Origin of the sequence: Stenotrophomonas sp. GbtcB23 (genome assembly GCF_019091045.1) — a bacterium.
GTDB lineage: Bacteria > Pseudomonadota > Gammaproteobacteria > Xanthomonadales > Xanthomonadaceae > Stenotrophomonas > Stenotrophomonas rhizophila_A.
In genome coordinates this window covers 103,135-118,121 of record NZ_JAGXKC010000001.1, presented here as the reverse complement: position 1 = coordinate 118,121, position 14,987 = coordinate 103,135, and the positions used below count along the sequence as shown (strand labels likewise).

The 14,987-nt window shown below is 67.2% G+C and carries 13 protein-coding genes; 3 read left to right on the top strand and 10 right to left on the bottom strand.

The window, feature by feature from the left end; genetic code table 11:
• Positions 1 to 10 precede the first annotated feature (10 nt).
• From KVS69_RS00570 to KVS69_RS00540, 7 genes are all read right to left on the bottom strand, one after another.
• Positions 11 to 1,258 (bottom strand): septal ring lytic transglycosylase RlpA family protein, encoded by a 1,248-nt coding sequence (locus KVS69_RS00570; RefSeq protein ID WP_217535765.1) that lies wholly within the window; start codon positions 1,256 to 1,258, stop codon positions 11 to 13.
• Positions 1,255 to 2,400, bottom strand: coding sequence for a lytic murein transglycosylase B (mltB, locus tag KVS69_RS00565; protein ID WP_217535764.1), 1,146 nt, complete (start codon positions 2,398 to 2,400; stop codon positions 1,255 to 1,257). Before mltB ends, KVS69_RS00570 begins: the two co-directional genes overlap by 4 nt.
• Positions 2,401 to 2,865: 465 nt before the next feature.
• Positions 2,866 to 3,978, bottom strand: a complete 1,113-nt coding sequence (rodA, locus tag KVS69_RS00560) for a rod shape-determining protein RodA (protein ID WP_068854046.1) — start codon at positions 3,976 to 3,978, stop codon at positions 2,866 to 2,868.
• A complete protein-coding gene (gene mrdA, locus KVS69_RS00555) occupies positions 3,975 to 6,038 on the bottom strand; it encodes a penicillin-binding protein 2 (RefSeq protein ID WP_217535762.1) in 2,064 nt (687 codons plus the stop codon). Before mrdA ends, rodA begins: the two co-directional genes overlap by 4 nt.
• Before the next feature lies 1 nt (position 6,039).
• A complete protein-coding gene (mreD, locus tag KVS69_RS00550; protein ID WP_068854048.1) occupies positions 6,040 to 6,525 on the bottom strand; it encodes a rod shape-determining protein MreD in 486 nt (161 codons plus the stop codon).
• On the bottom strand, positions 6,522 to 7,526 hold the full coding sequence (gene mreC / locus KVS69_RS00545) for a rod shape-determining protein MreC (protein ID WP_210131082.1): 1,005 nt from the start codon (positions 7,524 to 7,526) through the stop codon (positions 6,522 to 6,524). Before mreC ends, mreD begins: the two co-directional genes overlap by 4 nt.
• 159 nt (positions 7,527 to 7,685) lie before the next feature.
• Positions 7,686 to 8,732, bottom strand: a complete 1,047-nt coding sequence (locus tag KVS69_RS00540) for a rod shape-determining protein (RefSeq protein ID WP_038686189.1) — start codon at positions 8,730 to 8,732, stop codon at positions 7,686 to 7,688.
• A gap of 274 nt (positions 8,733 to 9,006) precedes the next feature.
• On the opposite strand from KVS69_RS00540, the gene KVS69_RS00535 reads away from it, so the two are divergent.
• Positions 9,007 to 9,945 carry a carbohydrate kinase family protein gene (locus KVS69_RS00535; protein WP_184125666.1) on the top strand — a complete coding sequence of 313 codons (939 nt, stop codon included), beginning with the start codon at positions 9,007 to 9,009 and terminating at the stop codon, positions 9,943 to 9,945.
• Positions 9,946 to 10,219: 274 nt separating this feature from the next.
• Here KVS69_RS00535 and KVS69_RS00530 read toward each other — a convergent pair whose 3' ends face one another.
• From KVS69_RS00530 to ubiE, 3 genes are all read right to left on the bottom strand, one after another.
• Complete coding sequence (locus KVS69_RS00530) at positions 10,220 to 10,951, bottom strand: hypothetical protein (RefSeq protein ID WP_217535760.1); 732 nt, start codon at positions 10,949 to 10,951, stop codon at positions 10,220 to 10,222.
• Between the two features lie 109 nt (positions 10,952 to 11,060).
• Positions 11,061 to 12,992 (bottom strand): M1 family metallopeptidase, encoded by a 1,932-nt coding sequence (locus KVS69_RS00525; protein ID WP_217535758.1) that lies wholly within the window; start codon positions 12,990 to 12,992, stop codon positions 11,061 to 11,063.
• 150 nt (positions 12,993 to 13,142) lie between these two features.
• Positions 13,143 to 13,904, bottom strand: a complete 762-nt coding sequence (ubiE, locus tag KVS69_RS00520) for a bifunctional demethylmenaquinone methyltransferase/2-methoxy-6-polyprenyl-1,4-benzoquinol methylase UbiE (protein ID WP_068854053.1) — start codon at positions 13,902 to 13,904, stop codon at positions 13,143 to 13,145.
• A gap of 71 nt (positions 13,905 to 13,975) precedes the next feature.
• Between ubiE and KVS69_RS00515 the strand changes: the two genes are divergently transcribed.
• Both KVS69_RS00515 and KVS69_RS00510 read left to right on the top strand, forming a co-directional pair.
• On the top strand, positions 13,976 to 14,428 hold the full coding sequence (locus KVS69_RS00515; RefSeq protein ID WP_068854054.1) for a nucleoside deaminase: 453 nt from the start codon (positions 13,976 to 13,978) through the stop codon (positions 14,426 to 14,428).
• A 199-nt stretch (positions 14,429 to 14,627) separates the two neighbouring features.
• On the top strand, positions 14,628 to 14,960 hold the full coding sequence (locus tag KVS69_RS00510; RefSeq protein ID WP_068854055.1) for a hypothetical protein: 333 nt from the start codon (positions 14,628 to 14,630) through the stop codon (positions 14,958 to 14,960).
• Positions 14,961 to 14,987 lie beyond the last annotated feature (27 nt).

The following is a 14,987-nucleotide window of genomic DNA, read 5'->3' as shown; positions in this document are numbered from 1 at the left end:
TGTAGGTCGTTTACTCTTTCACGATCTGCGGCGACCCGAATCCCAGACCGACAATGCGGCCGGCAAGTTCCGAGGCGCTGGCATGGTCGGCCGCCGGCACCCGCAGGCGCCACAGGGTGCGGCCGCCGCTGACGATGTCGCTGATGCTGGCGCCGACGATGCCGGCCGAGGACAGCTGACCCAGGGCCTTGGTGGCGTTCTCGCGGCTGGCGAAGCTGGCTACCTGCAGCAGCACGTTGCCGACCTGCTGCTGCAACGAGGGGCTGGGCGTGGCGGCCGGGACGGACGCAGGCAGCGGGCGGGCAGCGGCAGCCACCGGCGCAACCGCCGGCAGCGCGCTCACCGTGACCGGGCCCGTCTCCAGCGTTGCCGCCTGGGTCGCGGCCGGCTGGGCCGGGCCGGCCGGACGCGGGGCAGGCGCCGGCAATGCGCCGACCAGCTTGTCCATGTCGCTGGCGCGGCGCACCGTGGCCGGCGGCGTTGCAGCCGCCACGGTGGCGGCCGCTTCCGCCGCGCGGCGCTCACGGCGCGAGGGTTTGTCGGCCAGCAGGTTGTCCTCGCCCGGGGTCAGCGCGCGTACTTCCACGTTGCCGGTGCCGCGCTGGGTGATGCCCAGGCGCACGGCGGCGGCGTAGCTGAGATCGATCACCCGGCCGTCGTGGAACGGGCCGCGGTCATTGACCCTCACGATCACCGATTCGCCGTTGTCCAGGTTGGTAACCCGCGCAAAGCTCGGCAGCGGCAGGGTCTTGTGCGCGGCGGTGAAGGCGTACATGTCATACACCTCACGGTTGGAGGTGAGCCGGCCATGGAACTTGGCCCCGTAGTAGGACGCCGTGCCCTTTTCGGCATAGCCCTTGGGCCGGTCCAGCACCTGGTAACTCTTGCCCAGCACCACGTAAGGCGATTTGTTGCCGATCGCCGAGCGTGGCAGGTCCACCACGTCCGGTTCGGGAATGCAGGCCACGTTGGGAATGTAGGTCGGCGTGCTGTCGTTGACGCCCGGCTTGTACAGCCCGCCCGCGCGGTAATCGCCGCGCGTGCTGGGATCCTCCGACGCGGCCTTGTACGGCGAGCCTTCAGGGCAATGCGCAGGGCGGTTGCCCTTGCCCTTGCCCTGCCCCTGCACCAGCGCCCCCGACGGTTTGCCGGTAGTGCCGCTCGCGCTGGGCGGCTTTTTAGGTGCACTGCTGCAGGCGGCCAGCGCCAGGATCAGCAGGCCGGGAACCGCCCATCTGCAGCGCGCGCGTGCGTTCATGCCGGCGGCAGCTCCTGGCCGGCGATGGCCTGCGACAACTGGTACACGGCCATCGCGTACATCTTGGACAGGTTGTAACGGGTGATGGCGTAGTAGTTCTGGAAGCCCAGCCAGTACTGCTTGCCGGTGCTGCCCTCCAGCGTGATCGGGGTGGCCGTCAGCCCGGCCGGGACAGATGCCGCGGGCTGGTAGCCGCGCTGGGCCAGGTCGGACAGCGTCCAGGTCGGGGTCCAGTCGGTGGGGTCGAACGGCGCGCGGCCGGGCGCCAAGGTGGCCGGCACCGCAACCGGGCCGCCGCGCACCCACCCGCCCTTTTTGACGAAGTAATTGGCGATGGAAGAGAACACGTCGTCGTAGCTGGTGAACAGATCGCGGCGACCATCACCGTTGCCGTCCACGGCGAAGTCCAGGTAGCTGGACGGCATGAACTGGCCCATGCCCATCGCGCCGGCATAGCTGCCCTTGATGGACAGGATGTCCAGCTTCTCGTCGCGGCTCAGCGCGAACAGGCGCGCCAGCTCATCGCGGAAGAACAGTTCGCGCCGCACTTCGCGTTCCAGCTTGGCCGGGTCGCCGCTGCGCGGGTAATTGAAGGCCAGCGTGTACAGCGCATCGAGCACGCGGTAGCTGCCGGTGTTGGCGCCGTAACTGGTTTCCACGCCGATGATCGCCACGATCACTTCAGCCGGCACCCCGGTACGTTCCTGCACGCGCATCAACTCATCGCGGTGCTGGGCCAGGAACTTCCTGCCGCCGTCGATCCGCGCCTGGCTGATGAACATCGGCCGGTACTCGTTCCACGGCTTGACCCGCTCGGCCGGACGCGACATGGCGGCAATGATGGGAGCGCGCACCTGCGCCTGGGCCAGCGTGGCCTCGATCTGCGCAGCGGGAATGCCGTAGCGGGCGGCGGTATCGCGCACGAAGTTGGCGCGTGCCACTTCGAACGGCACCGGGGTCAGGTCAACCGGCGGCGCGGTGGCTGCGGCCCCTTCCGGCGCGGCTTCGGCAGGCCCCTTGTGGGCAACTCCCGGCTTGTTGGGCGCACCTGACGCCTGCGGCGGCGGTGACGGGGAGTGCGGCTGGGTCGCGCAGGCAACCAAACCGAGCGTAAGCATGCAAGCCAAAGTGCGTCGAATCATCGCCGCAGGTTAGCAGGTCAAAGATGAAATAAAACCCCTAACACCATGAATCCCAACGATTTGCCCGAAGTTTCGGGGGTTCGTTAAGAGCGTGTGTAAAGGTATTCCGGCTGCGCCCCCATCCCCATGGGCGCAACCGGGCTACCGACCCGGTCGATACTGGTGCGACGCGCTACTCCCCAGCGCAACGCCGCACCCCCTGTACCCGTTGGGTCAACTACGTCCCGCAGCGCCTTGCGCGTCGCTTGGCTCGATGCGCAGCTGCTTGCGGGCCGCCATTGTGCAGGCCCATTACGACAAGTCCATTGATCCTGATCAAGCGCATTCATATTTGTGCGCTGCATCTCAGTTTGCCGACAGGTTGTTGACACCTTCTGCATCCACGCCGCCGATTTCAGCATATTCGTCACGCTCCAATAACGAATCTGCGCAAGATTCCGTCTCGACTTGCCGATCTTTTGACGGTCAGCTGTAGCCGCCGTGCACCGGGTTGTGGCTGCGTGCGGCCATGACCAGCCCGAACCCGGCCAGCAGCGATACCGCCGAGGTGCCGCCATAGCTGATCAGCGGCATCGGCACGCCCACCACCGGCAGCAGGCCGGAAATCATGCCGCCGTTGACCAGCACGTAGACGAAGAACGCCAGGCCGGTGGCGCCGGCCAGCAGGCGGGAATAGGAATCGCGCGACTGCGAGGCGATCCACAGGCAGCGCCCGATCACCACCAGGTACAGGAACAGCACCAGCGCGACGCCGATCCAGCCGAACTCCTCGCTGAGCACGGAGAAGGCGAAGTCGGTGGTCTGCTCGGGAATGAAGTTCAGGTGCGACTGCGAGCCCTGGCCCCAGCCCTTGCCATCGAAACCGCCTGAACCAATGGCGATCTTGGACTGGATGATGTTCCACCCGGCGCCCAGCGCATCCATCTCCGGGTCCAGGAACATCATGATGCGGTCTTTCTGGTAGGGCCGCAGCAGCCAGATCCAGGCGACGGGTGCGGCAGCGGCGACGCCACCCACGGCCACGCCCACCCACCACCACGGCAGGCCGGCCAGCAGCAGCACGAACGCACCGCTGGCGGCGATCAGCACGCCGGTACCGAAGTCCGGCTGCAGCATCACCAGCCCCGTCGGCACCCCGATGATCACCGCGCTGACCATCACCGTGGAAAAGCGCGGCGGCAGCGGCATGCGGTGCAGGTACCAGGCCACCATCATCGGCAGGCTGACCTTGAGCAGCTCGGCCGGCTGCAGGTAGAACAGCTTCAGGTCCAGCCACTGGCGGCCGTACTTGCCGGTGCCGAGCACGAACACGGCCAGCAGCGGGATCATCGACACCGCGTAGATCAGCGGGGTGGCCGAGCGGATGCGCAGGATCGGCATGCGCGAAATCGCCCACATCGCGCCCAGCCCGACCACGAAGCGCGCGCCCTGGGCGAACACCAGCGAATCGCCGCCGGCGCTCTTGAGCACGGCAAGGCCGATCAGCATCAACGCGCCCAGCGCCAGGCACAGCACCCAGTCCAGGGTGCTGCTGAAGCGCACGACCATGTCGCTGGCCCAGCGCAGGAAATCTTTCATCGGCTGCGCTCCGGCGGGGCGGGGGGTTGGGCCGCCGGCGCCAGTGGCGCGCCAGGTAGGGGTGCAGGCGCGGGAACCGGTTCCGGCAGGCCGACCAGCACCGGCAGCGATTCCAGCACGGCGGCAGCGGCATCACCGGCTTCGCGCGCGGCGCTGTCGCCTTCGAATGCGGTGATGCCGATCGCGGTGGTGCCGCGCAGGCTGTCCAGCGGCTCCATGCCCTCGGGCATCTTGCCCAGCAGCCAGGCATCGAACAGCTTGCGCGCGATCGGCGCCGCCGCCGAGCCGCCGTAGCCGCCGCCTTCGACCGCAATGGCCAGCACGATCACCGGGTTTTCGGCCGGCGCAAAGCCCACGAACAGCGAGCGGTGGCGCAGGTGCATCGGCAGGCTCTTGGGGTTCACCGCCGCGGTGCCGCGGCGGCTGATCACCTGCGCGGTGCCGGTCTTGCCGGCGATGGTGTACGGCGCGCCGGCCGCCGCGCGCGCGCCGCTGCCGCCCGGGCGCATGGTGCCCATCATGCCTTCGCGCACGGCCTGCAGGTTCCCCGGGCTCGGGCTGACCGGCTTGCTCGTGCCGGCCGGCGTGGGCACCCAGTCCGAATCGAAGCTTTCGCGCTGCTGCATCACCAGGTGCGGGGTGCGCAGCTGGCCGTCGGCAATGCCGCCCACGCCGTGCACCAGCTGCAGCGGGGTGACCTTCCAGTCGCCCTGGCCGATGCTGACGTTGACCGTATCGCCGGGATACCAGCGTTCCTTGCGGGATTTGTACTTGTTCTGCGGCGAAGGCAGGATGCCGCCGATCTCGCCGGTGAGGTCGATACCGGTCGGCTCGCCGAAGCCGTAATAGCCCATGTAGTGGTCGAACCGCTCGATGCCCAGGTCCAGCGCCAGCTTGTAGTAATAAGTGTTGACCGACTGGGTGATCGACTTGCGCAGGTCGGTCCAGCCGTGGCCGCCACGGTTGGCATCGCCCCAGCCACGCGAGGTGCCCGGAAGGTAGAACATGCCGGTGGAGAGGATCTTGTCTTCGGGCTTGCGCACCCCGCTGTCCAACCCGGCCAGGCCGATCAGCGGCTTGATGGTCGAACCCGGTGCCACGCCACCGAGCACCAGGCGGTTGAACTGCGGGCGCGAGGGGTTGTCGTTGAGTGCCTTGAAATCGGCATGCGAGATGCCGTTGACGAACAGGTTGGGGTCGTACGACGGCAGGCTGACCATCGCCAGGATTTCGCCGGTGCGCGGATCCATCGCCACGCCGGCGCCGTCGAAATCGCCGAAGGCCGCCACCATGGCGCGCTGCAGGTCGGCATCGATGGACAGGCGCAGGTCGTTGCCCGACTGCGCCGCGACCCGGCCGATGGTGCGGATGGCGCGGCCCTGCACGTTGGTTTCAACCTGCTCGTAGCCGACCTTGCCGCGCAGCTGCTGCTCGTAATAGCGTTCCAGGCCGGACTTGCCGATATGGGTCAGCGCGGCATTGCCCTCGCCCAGCGTTTCCAGGTCCTTGTCATCGACCCGGCCGACGTAACCGATGATGTGCGCGAACAGATCGCCGTAGGGATAGCGGCGGGTCAGGTAGGGTTCCAGCTCCACGCCGGGATAGCGCCAGCGGTCGACCGCAAAGCGCGCCATTTCCTCGTCGGTGACCCGCAGCTTCAGCGTCACCGGCAGGAAGCTGCGACGCGCCTTGCGTGACTTGTTGAACGTTTCCAGGTCTTCCGGCGTGATCGTCAGGATCTTCGCCAACCCGGCCAGGGTGGCGTCCATGTCCTTGACCTTGTCCGGGGTGATGTCCAGCCGGAACGCGGGCACGTTTTCGGCCAGCAGCCGCCCGTTGCGGTCATAGATCATGCCGCGCCCGGGCACCACCGGCCGCGGCTTGATGCGGTTGGCTTCCGAACGCGTGGCGTAGGTGTCGTGGTCCAGCACCTGCAGCTTGAAGTACCACCCGCCCAGCCCGACCAGGCAGACCAGCACGCCGAGGAAGCCCAGCGCGGCGCGGCGCCGGAACTGCTCGGCTTCGGCGCGCGGATTCTTGGCCTGGCGGCGCACGTACATGTCAGCGCCCGCGACGCCCGAAGCGCACTGCGTCAAGCAGCACGAACACCAGCGGCCACAGCCCCATGCCCAGCAGCGGCGCCCACCAGTACGACCACGGCAGGGTCGGTTCGCCCACGGCGATGTGGACCACGGCGCTGACGATGCGGTCGTTGAACAGCAGGCCACCGATGGCCAGCACCTGCTGGGACATCGGGAAGAAGCGGATGCGCGCACGGAAGCGCTGCAGGATGAAGGTGAGCATCACCAGCCGCAGCGCCTGTTCGCCGAGCACGCCGCCGTACAGCAGGTCGGCGATCACGCCGCAGGCGAAGGCCACGCCCAGCCCGACCCGGTCCGGGGCTTCGATGACCCAGTACGCCAGCACCAGCGCCAGCCAGTACGGGCGCAGCGGCTGCAGCAGCACCGGCAACGGCAGCAGGCCGAGCAGCAGCGCCAGCACGATGCTGACCGGGAGCACCCAGGGTTTGTCGCGCAGGCGGCTCATGGGGTGGGCCCCGTCGGGGATGGCTGGGGTGCGGGTTGGGCCGGTTGTGGCGCGGTTTCCGTGGGCCGGCCAACGGCCGGCGCTACCGGGGTTGCCGCCGCAGGTGCAGGCGCTGCCGGTCCGCCGGCGGTTTCGGAAAGCTGGAGGTTGGGCGGGATCCGGATCGCGGCGCCCGGCCTCAGCAGCAGTACGTCGCGGCCGCGGTCGAGCTGGGCGGCGGGCTTGAGTTCGCCGACCAGGAAGGCATGGGTGTCGTCCGGGCGCAGGGCGGTGATCCTGCCGACCGGGAAGCCGGCCGGGAAACGGCCGCCCAGGCCGGAGGTGACGATCTCGTCGCCCACTTCCACCCCGGCGCTGAGCGGGATGTCGCGCAGTTCCAGGGTGTCGCCGCGGCCGTAGACGATCAGGCGCACGCCGTTGCGGGCCACGGTGACCGGCACCGCGTGGTCCGGATCGGTGAGCAGCAGCACGGTGGCGTTGCTGGCGGTGGTGGCGATCACCTGCCCCATCAGGCCGCCGGCGTCGATCACCGCCTGCCCCATGTGCACGCCATCGCGGGTGCCGGCGGCCAGCACCAGGCGCTGCCGGACCGGGTCCAGGTCGATGTCCAGGATCGGGGCCAGCTGCACGTCCAGCCCGCTGCGTTCGGCCACGTTGAGCAGTTCGCGCAGCTGGGCGTTGTCCAGCGCGGCGGTCTGCAGGCGGGTCAGGCGTGCATTGGCGATCAGCAGCTGGTTGCGCAGCTCGCGGTTCTCATCGACCAGCTGGCCGTGGCTGGCCGCATTGTCCTTGACCTGGGTGCCAAGCCGGCCCGGCAGGCCGGCCAGCGCCCACACCGGCTGCACCAGCACGTTGGCCTGGGCGCGCGCGCGCGCCAGCCAGCCGGCCTGGTCATCGAGCACGATCAGGGTGATGGCCAGGGCCAAATAGGCGAGCAGCCGCAGGGGGCTGCTGGCATCACCCTGGCGGGAGGCTACGGGAGGACCGGCGTAGGGCGGCACGACTGGCTTCGACTGGACAAGGTGGAAAGGGAGCGCGGGGCCGCCACGTGCGGCGGCACCGGGATGCAACAACGCCCCGGCGCTGCGATGCCCGGCGTGGCAGGCACGCAGCGGGCATCACGCCGCAGGGGCGCGTCCAACACACAGGACCGGTACGGCTTACTCCGGCGCAAAGAACTCGTTGCCGTGCATGTCCACCAGCTCCAGCGCACGACCGCCACCGCGGGCCACGCAGGTGAGCGGGTCGTCTGCCACCTGCACGTGCAGGCCGGTTTCCTCGGAGATCAGGCGGTCCAGGTCGCGCAGCAGGGCGCCACCACCGGTCAGCACGATGCCGCGCTCGGCGACGTCGGCGCACAGTTCCGGCGGGGTCTGCTCCAGCGCCAGCTTGACCGCACTGACGATGCCCGAGAGCGGTTCGTGCAGCGCTTCGAGCACTTCGTTGGAGTTGATCTTGATCATCTTCGGCACGCCCTCGGCGAGGTTCCTGCCGGAGATTTCCATCTCGATGACCTCGGCCTGCGGGTAGGCGCAGCCCAGCTCGACCTTGATCCGCTCTGCGGTGGCCTCACCGATCAGCATGCCGTGGTTGCGGCGCACGTAGTTGGTGATCGACTCGTCGAAGCGGTCGCCGCCGATGCGCACCGAGGCCGAATAGACGATGCCGTTCAGCGAGATCACGGCCACTTCGGTGGTGCCGCCCCCGATGTCGATGACCATCGAGCCACGGGCTTCGGTGACCGGCATGCCGGCGCCGATCGCGGCGGCCATCGGCTCTTCGATCAGGAACACGTCACGGGCACCGGCTTCCTCGGCCGATTCCTTGATGGCGCGGCGCTCGACCTGGGTCGAACCGGCCGGCACGCAGACCAGCACGCGCGGGCTCGGGCGCAGGAAGCGCGACTTGTGCACCTTCTTGATGAAGTGCTTGAGCATCGCCTCGGTGTAGGTGAAGTCGGCGATGACGCCATCCTTCATCGGGCGGATGGTGGTGATGTGGCCCGGGGTACGGCCCAGCATCTGCTTGGCTTCGGCGCCGACGGCGGCCACCGAGCGGGTGCCACCGATGGCACGGTCCTGGCGCACGGCCACGACCGACGGTTCGTTCAGCACGATCCCCTGCCCGCGCACGTAGATGAGGGTATTGGCCGTGCCCAGGTCGATGGACAGGTCATTGGAGAACATGCCACGCAGTTTCTTGAACATCTGGGAGTTGATCCTGAGGGGTGTCGCGCCCAACGCGGGATGGCGAAAAATTGGGCAGAATTCGAGGTCGACAAGCCTAGCAATCCCCCTGTGCGCGAGCAAGGAGAAATGTCCGTCAACGCCAGCCTTGGCGGCCATTCAGCCCAATCCGGACAGCCGGGGTTCTGGCCCTGCGGCGCCGCACCCGTTAACCTTTGCGCCATTGGGCGCCTCAGGGCGCCGTTTCGTTGCCCGCCTGCCGGGCCTCAAACCCCTTCCGCATAGGCCTTAATCGATGTCCGCTTTGATCTGTGGTTCTCTTGCCTTCGACACCATCATGGTGTTCCCGGACCAGTTCAAGAATCACATCCTGCCGGACAAGGTGCACATCCTGAACGTGTCGTTCCTGGTGCCGCGCATGCGCCGCGAGTTCGGCGGCTGCGCAGGCAACATCGCCTACAACCTGCACCTGCTGGGCGGCGAGCCGATCCCGATGGGCACGGTGGGCTCGGACTTCGGCCCGTACCGCGAGTATTTCCAGGGCCTGGGCATCGACCTGAGCCGGATCAAAGTGATCGACGAGCTGTTCACCCCGCAGGCGTTCATCACCACCGACCACGACAACAACCAGATCACCGCCTTCCACCCGGGCGCGATGATGCGGTCCTACGAGAACCATGTGAAGGACGTGCCGGGCGTGACCCTGGGCCTGGTCGGCCCGGACGGGCGCGAGGGCATGATCCAGAACTCGCAGGAGTTCTTCGAGGCCGGCGTGCCGTTCATCTTCGACCCGGGCCAGGCCATGCCCCTGTTCAACGGGCCGGAGCTGCGCACCTTCATCGAGCAGGCCGACTACGTGGTGGTCAACGACTACGAGTCCAACCTGCTGCAGGAGCGCACCGGCTGGGACGAAAAGGAGATCGTGAGCCGGGTCAAGGCCTACATCACCACCCGCGGCCCCAAGGGCGCGGTCATCCACACCCCGGAAAAGACCTACGACATTCCGCCGGCGCACGAGCGCCGCGTGGTGGATCCGACCGGCTGTGGCGACGCCTTCCGCGCCGGCCTCATCTACGGCATCGAGAAGGGCTACGACTGGCTGACCATCGGCCGCATGGGCAACCTGATGGGCGCGCTGAAGGTGGAGCATCCCGGCACGCAGAACCAGCGGTTCACGTTCGAAGAATTCAACGAGCAGTTCAAACAGCAGTTCGGTTACGCGCTGGGCGGTTGATTCGCCCGGTGGCGCCGGCTGTTGGCCGGCGGCGCTTTGTTCCAAGGCCATGAACGCCTGACGCCCGACTCCGGTTCGTGTCAACGTTGGACGGAATACGGAGGCGGTGATTCTTCCGCTTCCTGATGCTCGGGCCGCGCTACGCGCGGTGTCCGGCCAACGGCCGGACCTACGAATTGCTACGTGCCCATTGGGATCGGGATGAATCAACCATGGGCTCCGGACACCGGTAGCGCCGGCCGTTGGCCGGCCCAGGCGGTGCCTCACCGCTCGGTTAATTCCACCAGTTCGGCATTCGGCTGGCGTCTACGCCGCCGGTTTCGAATACTGCGGTGCGGGTGCCGCCGGCCTTGACCGGGAATTCGATGGTGATGGACCTGGCCTTGCGGGCCAGCTTCCAGAGCGCCTTCTGGTCGGTGATGAACATGGCGATGGCCTCGTCCGTCTTCGGGCGCCAGGCGGCCATCGAGATCGGCTTGCCGTCGTCGACCGTCACCTTCACCGTGCACTGCGGGCAGCGGAAATCACCGGCCTGCAGCACCAGGTAGGCGTGGCGCTTCCACTCCGGGTGGTCTCGGAAGATCAGCTGCACCGTCGTCGGGCCGCTGCCGTCCACGTCCACCCGCTCCTTGCTGTAGATCGAGGCCGAGACCTGGTTGCCCTTGCTGCCCACCGGCACCTGGTTGTACTGCCACAGGCCCTGCATGCGGCGCAGTTCGCGCGCGGTTTCGGCCTTGGCCTTGACCTCGGCGTAGCCCGGTTCGATCCGAGCGGCGACGTCGGTGTCCTTGTACTGGTCCAGCAGCGAACCGCCATGGATGCGCGCACGCTCCCAGTCCTGCGCGACCACGGCCATGTCGTACTGCTTGGCCACGCCTTCGGCCTTTTCTTCCTGCTGCGCCTTGGCGGCGGCAGTCGCGGCTTCCTGCGCCTTGCGCTCTTCTTCCGGGTTGCTGCAGGCAGCCAGGGCCAGTGCACAGGCCGCGGCAAGGATCAGTCGTTTCATTACAGGCTCCAGGTGTCAGCGAGGACGCCAAGAGGCGTCACCTGTGTACTTTAACAATGAAAAACGGCGGGGTTTCCCCCGCCGTTCCTGATCAACGCAGCGCTGGCGGTTACTTGCCCGCGCTTGCCTTGTCCAGCATGTCCTGCACCGATGCCGTGGTGATCGGGTGGTAGCTGGGCTTGGCCTTTTCAAAGGCCGCCTTGGCGAACGCCAGGCCTTCCGGGGTCTTCACCAGTTCGGCGTAGATCGGCAGGATCAGCTTGCGCCGGCCAACGCGTTCGATGAAGGCACCGGCCGCTTCATTGGCCTCCAGATAACCGCTGCGGATGGCCAGCGGGTACCAGCGCATGGCGATCTCGCCATTGGCGGTGCCGGTGAACGCGTACGCCTTGTCCAGCGCGGCCAGCTTGTCCACGGGCAGGGTCTTGCCCATGCCGTCGATGAAGTGCACCCATTCCTGGGTACCCCACTCGCTGGTGATCTGCGCGCTCGGCAGCGTGCCACTGCCCTGCCATGCAATGCGCGCGGTATCGACGATGGAGAAGTTGCGCGAACGCGCCTTGGTGGCGAACGCCGGAATGCCCGGCTCGTCCAGCCATGCCTTCAGCTCGGCGTCGGTCACCGCGCCCGGCTTCTTGGACAGCAGGTTCTTCTTCAGGTACTCGACGAACTGGTCGGTGTTGGCGCTCTGGAACGCATGGTCATCGAACCAGCCACGCAGGAACGGATCGAACACTTCACGCCCAAAGCGCTGCTCCAGGAACTGCAGGAACCACGAGCCCTTGACGTAGGCCACGTTGCTCAGCGCCTCGTCCGGGTCGCGCTCGGTCAGCGGCGGCAGGGCCAGGGCCTGGTCGGCCGGGCTCATGTCCTTGACCTCGGCCAGCAGGTCGTTCTGGTCGATCTCGCGCTCCATCTCGGCCATTTCCTGGCCATACAGCGCTTCGGTGATGCGGCCCTGCACGTAGGTGGTGAAGCCTTCGTTGAGCCAGATGTCCTTCCAGCTGGAGTTGGTCACCAGGTTGCCCGACCAGCTGTGCGCCAGCTCATGGGCCACCAGCGAGACCAGCGACTTGTCGCCCACGATCACGGTCGGGGTGGCGAAGGTCAGGCGCGGGTTTTCCATGCCGCCGAACGGGAACGACGGCGGCAGTACCAGCATGTCGTAGCGGCCCCAGCGGTATTCGCCATAGAGCTTTTCGGCCGCACCGATCATCTTCTCGGTGTCTTCGAACTCCTTGGCGGCCTTGCCGACCATGGTCGGTTCGGCCCAGACGCCGGAACGCCCGGAGATCGGCTCGAACACCAGGTCGCCGGCGGCGATGGCCAGCAGGTAGGACGGAATCGGCTGCGGCATCTTGAAGGTGTAATCACCGTCACGCGCGGCCTTGGGGTCGTTGTCGGCGCTCATCAGCACCATCACGTCCGGGCGCGAAGCCACGTGCGCGCTGTAGGTGAAGCGCACGCTCGGCGTGTCCTGCAGCGGCACCCACGAACGCGCGTGGATGGCCTGGGACTGGCTGAACATGAAGGGCAGCTGCTTGCCTTCGGTCATCGACGGCTCCAGCCACTGCAGGCCCGAGGCGGTCGGCGCGGTGTGGTAGGTCACCCGCACCTTGACCGGCTGGGCCGGGGCGTCGATGGTCAGCTTGCTGCCGAACACCTTGTCGGCCGGCGCCAGCGCGAACTGCAGCGGCGCGGCGCTGCCATCGGCGGCGACGGCTTCGACCTTCTCGATGGTCAGCTCGCGGGTGTCCAGCACCAGCTGCTTGGCTGCCTTGTCCTTCCACTCCAGGGTGTAGGTGGCGGTGCCGCCGATCTGCCTGCTGTCGAAATCCAGCTTCAGGTCCAGGCCCAGGTCCTTGATGACGACCTTGTCCGGTTCGGCGTAGGAACTTTCGTCGTGGCTGCGGTTGACGGCTTTCACGGCAGTGTCGGCGCTCGGCTGGGCGGCGGGGGCCGCGGTCGGGGCGGCGGGCTCTTTGGAGCAGCCGGCGGCAAGCGCGACGGCCAGGGGAATCAGCAGGAACGGGGATCGCATGAATCGGGACCGATCAGGGTGAAACCGCCAGTTTACCCCCGACTTCGCTCGCCCGGGATGTGACCGGCTGCCCATTCCCCATTCAGTCACCCTCGCACAGCAGGCGCGCCCCACTGGCCGCCTCGGCTCAGCGGGAACCGGACCGGTGTCTCAAACCTTGTAACCGGAGTGGATCGAGACGATGCCGCCGGTCAGGTTCTTGTAATGGCAGCGCGCGAAACCGGCCTCGCCCATCATGGTCTTGAGCTGCTCCTGCGGCGGGTGCTTGCGGATGCTCTCGGCCAGATACTGGTAGCTGTCGCCGTCGCGGGCGAACAGCTGGCCCAGCTTGGGCAGGATCTTGAACGAATGGAAATCGTAGATCGGCTTGAACCAGTCGGCGGTGACTTCGGAGAACTCCAGCACCCGCGCCTGGCCGCCCACCTTGAGCACGCGGTACATCTCGCGCAGGGCGGCATCCTTGTCGGTGACGTTGCGCAGCCCGAAGGCGATGGTCACCAGGTCGAAGCTGGCATCCGGGAACGGCAGCGCCTCGGCGTTGCACTGGACGAAGTCCAGGCCAGCCACCAGGCCGCGGTTGGTCAGGCGGTCGCGGCCCACGGTGAGCATGCCGGCGTTGATGTCGCCGACCACCACCTGGCCGTCGTCGCCCACGCGCTCCTTGAGCAGCGCGGCGATGTCGCCGGTGCCGCCAGCCAGGTCGAGCACGCTGTCACCCGGCTTCACCTGCGCGGTAGCCACGTAATAGCGCTTCCACGCCCGGTGGATGCCCAGGCTCATCAGGTCGTTCATCAGGTCGTAGTTGCGCGCGACCGAGGTGAACACTTCGCCCACCAGCTTCTGCTTGTCCTTGGCGGCGACATCGCGGAAGCCGAAATGGGTGGTGCCAGTCTTGTAGGGGGATTCGCTCATGGCCCCGATTATCGCACCGCTGGCCGGCCGGCGGCACCTTATGATGGCCCCTTCAGTTGAACGGACCGCCCATGATCACCACCCCCGACTACGCCGCCCTGCTTGAAACCGCCATCGCCGAAGCCCGCCAGGGCCTGGCCGAAGGCGGCATCCCCATCGGCGCTGCCCTGTACCACAACGACGGCCGCCTGCTCGGCTGCGGCCACAACCGCCGGGTCCAGGAGGGCGACCCGTCCGTCCACGGTGAAACCGACGCGTTCCGCAAGGCCGGCCGCCAGCGCCGCTACCAGGACACCATCATGGTCACCACCCTGGCCCCGTGCTGGTACTGCAGCGGGCTGGTGCGCCAGTTCAACATCGGCACGGTGGTGGTGGGTGAATCGGTCACCTTCCAGGGCGGTATCGACTGGCTGCGCGAAAACGGCGTGCAGGTGATCGACATGCAGAGCCAGGAATGCATCGACCTGCTGGGCGGTTTCATCTCGGCCCATCCCGAGGTGTGGAACGAAGACATCGGCGAGTAAGTACCGGTTCCTGCGCGGCCGCGCAGCGAAACATGCCAGATGCGCCACACCGCCTGCGTGTGGCGCCGCGCAGTCATGAATGCTTCAGTTGAATGGCAGTGCGCGCACGCGCGCTGCACATCGCCATGACGCGCCATGCACCGGGTTTTACGCACTATCAGGTTGCCTTTCCCTTCCTTCCTTTCGAATCGAAGCAGCCATGTCCTCCGTCCCACGCTCCATTCCCGCCGTTATCAATGTCGAGGCCGAGGTGAACTACTGGCGCGAGAAGCATGTCGCTGACGAGCTGAAATCCGCGTCCTTCGGGCATTACATCCCCTGGATCAAGTTCGCCTGCGATTCGCTGATCACCCACCCCAAGGCCTCCGACGAAGAGCGCGAAGAAGCCTTCCAGCACCAGTACGCGGCGCAGATCATGGCCAAACTCAGCGTGGATGACGCGCGGAAATTCGTCGAGGACGTCTGGGAACACGTCTACCTGATGAGCCAGCACGACCAGAATGCCCGTCCGCGCCTGAGCGCGAGCGCCTGAGCCAGGGCTGCACGGCGCCTACACGGG

Coding starts and splice junctions, on each gene's coding strand:
- KVS69_RS00570 (WP_217535765.1), bottom strand. CDS start 1,258: ATGAACGCACGCGCGCGCTGCAGATGGGCGGTTCCCGGCCTGCTGATC.
- mltB (WP_217535764.1), bottom strand. CDS start 2,400: ATGATTCGACGCACTTTGGCTTGCATGCTTACGCTCGGTTTGGTTGCC.
- rodA (WP_068854046.1), bottom strand. CDS start 3,978: ATGAAAGATTTCCTGCGCTGGGCCAGCGACATGGTCGTGCGCTTCAGC.
- mrdA (WP_217535762.1), bottom strand. CDS start 6,038: ATGTACGTGCGCCGCCAGGCCAAGAATCCGCGCGCCGAAGCCGAGCAG.
- mreD (WP_068854048.1), bottom strand. CDS start 6,525: ATGAGCCGCCTGCGCGACAAACCCTGGGTGCTCCCGGTCAGCATCGTG.
- KVS69_RS00540 (WP_038686189.1), bottom strand. CDS start 8,732: ATGTTCAAGAAACTGCGTGGCATGTTCTCCAATGACCTGTCCATCGAC.
- KVS69_RS00535 (WP_184125666.1), top strand. CDS start 9,007: ATGTCCGCTTTGATCTGTGGTTCTCTTGCCTTCGACACCATCATGGTG.
- KVS69_RS00530 (WP_217535760.1), bottom strand. CDS start 10,951: ATGAAACGACTGATCCTTGCCGCGGCCTGTGCACTGGCCCTGGCTGCC.
- KVS69_RS00525 (WP_217535758.1), bottom strand. CDS start 12,992: ATGCGATCCCCGTTCCTGCTGATTCCCCTGGCCGTCGCGCTTGCCGCC.
- ubiE (WP_068854053.1), bottom strand. CDS start 13,904: ATGAGCGAATCCCCCTACAAGACTGGCACCACCCATTTCGGCTTCCGC.
- KVS69_RS00515 (WP_068854054.1), top strand. CDS start 13,976: ATGATCACCACCCCCGACTACGCCGCCCTGCTTGAAACCGCCATCGCC.
- KVS69_RS00510 (WP_068854055.1), top strand. CDS start 14,628: ATGTCCTCCGTCCCACGCTCCATTCCCGCCGTTATCAATGTCGAGGCC.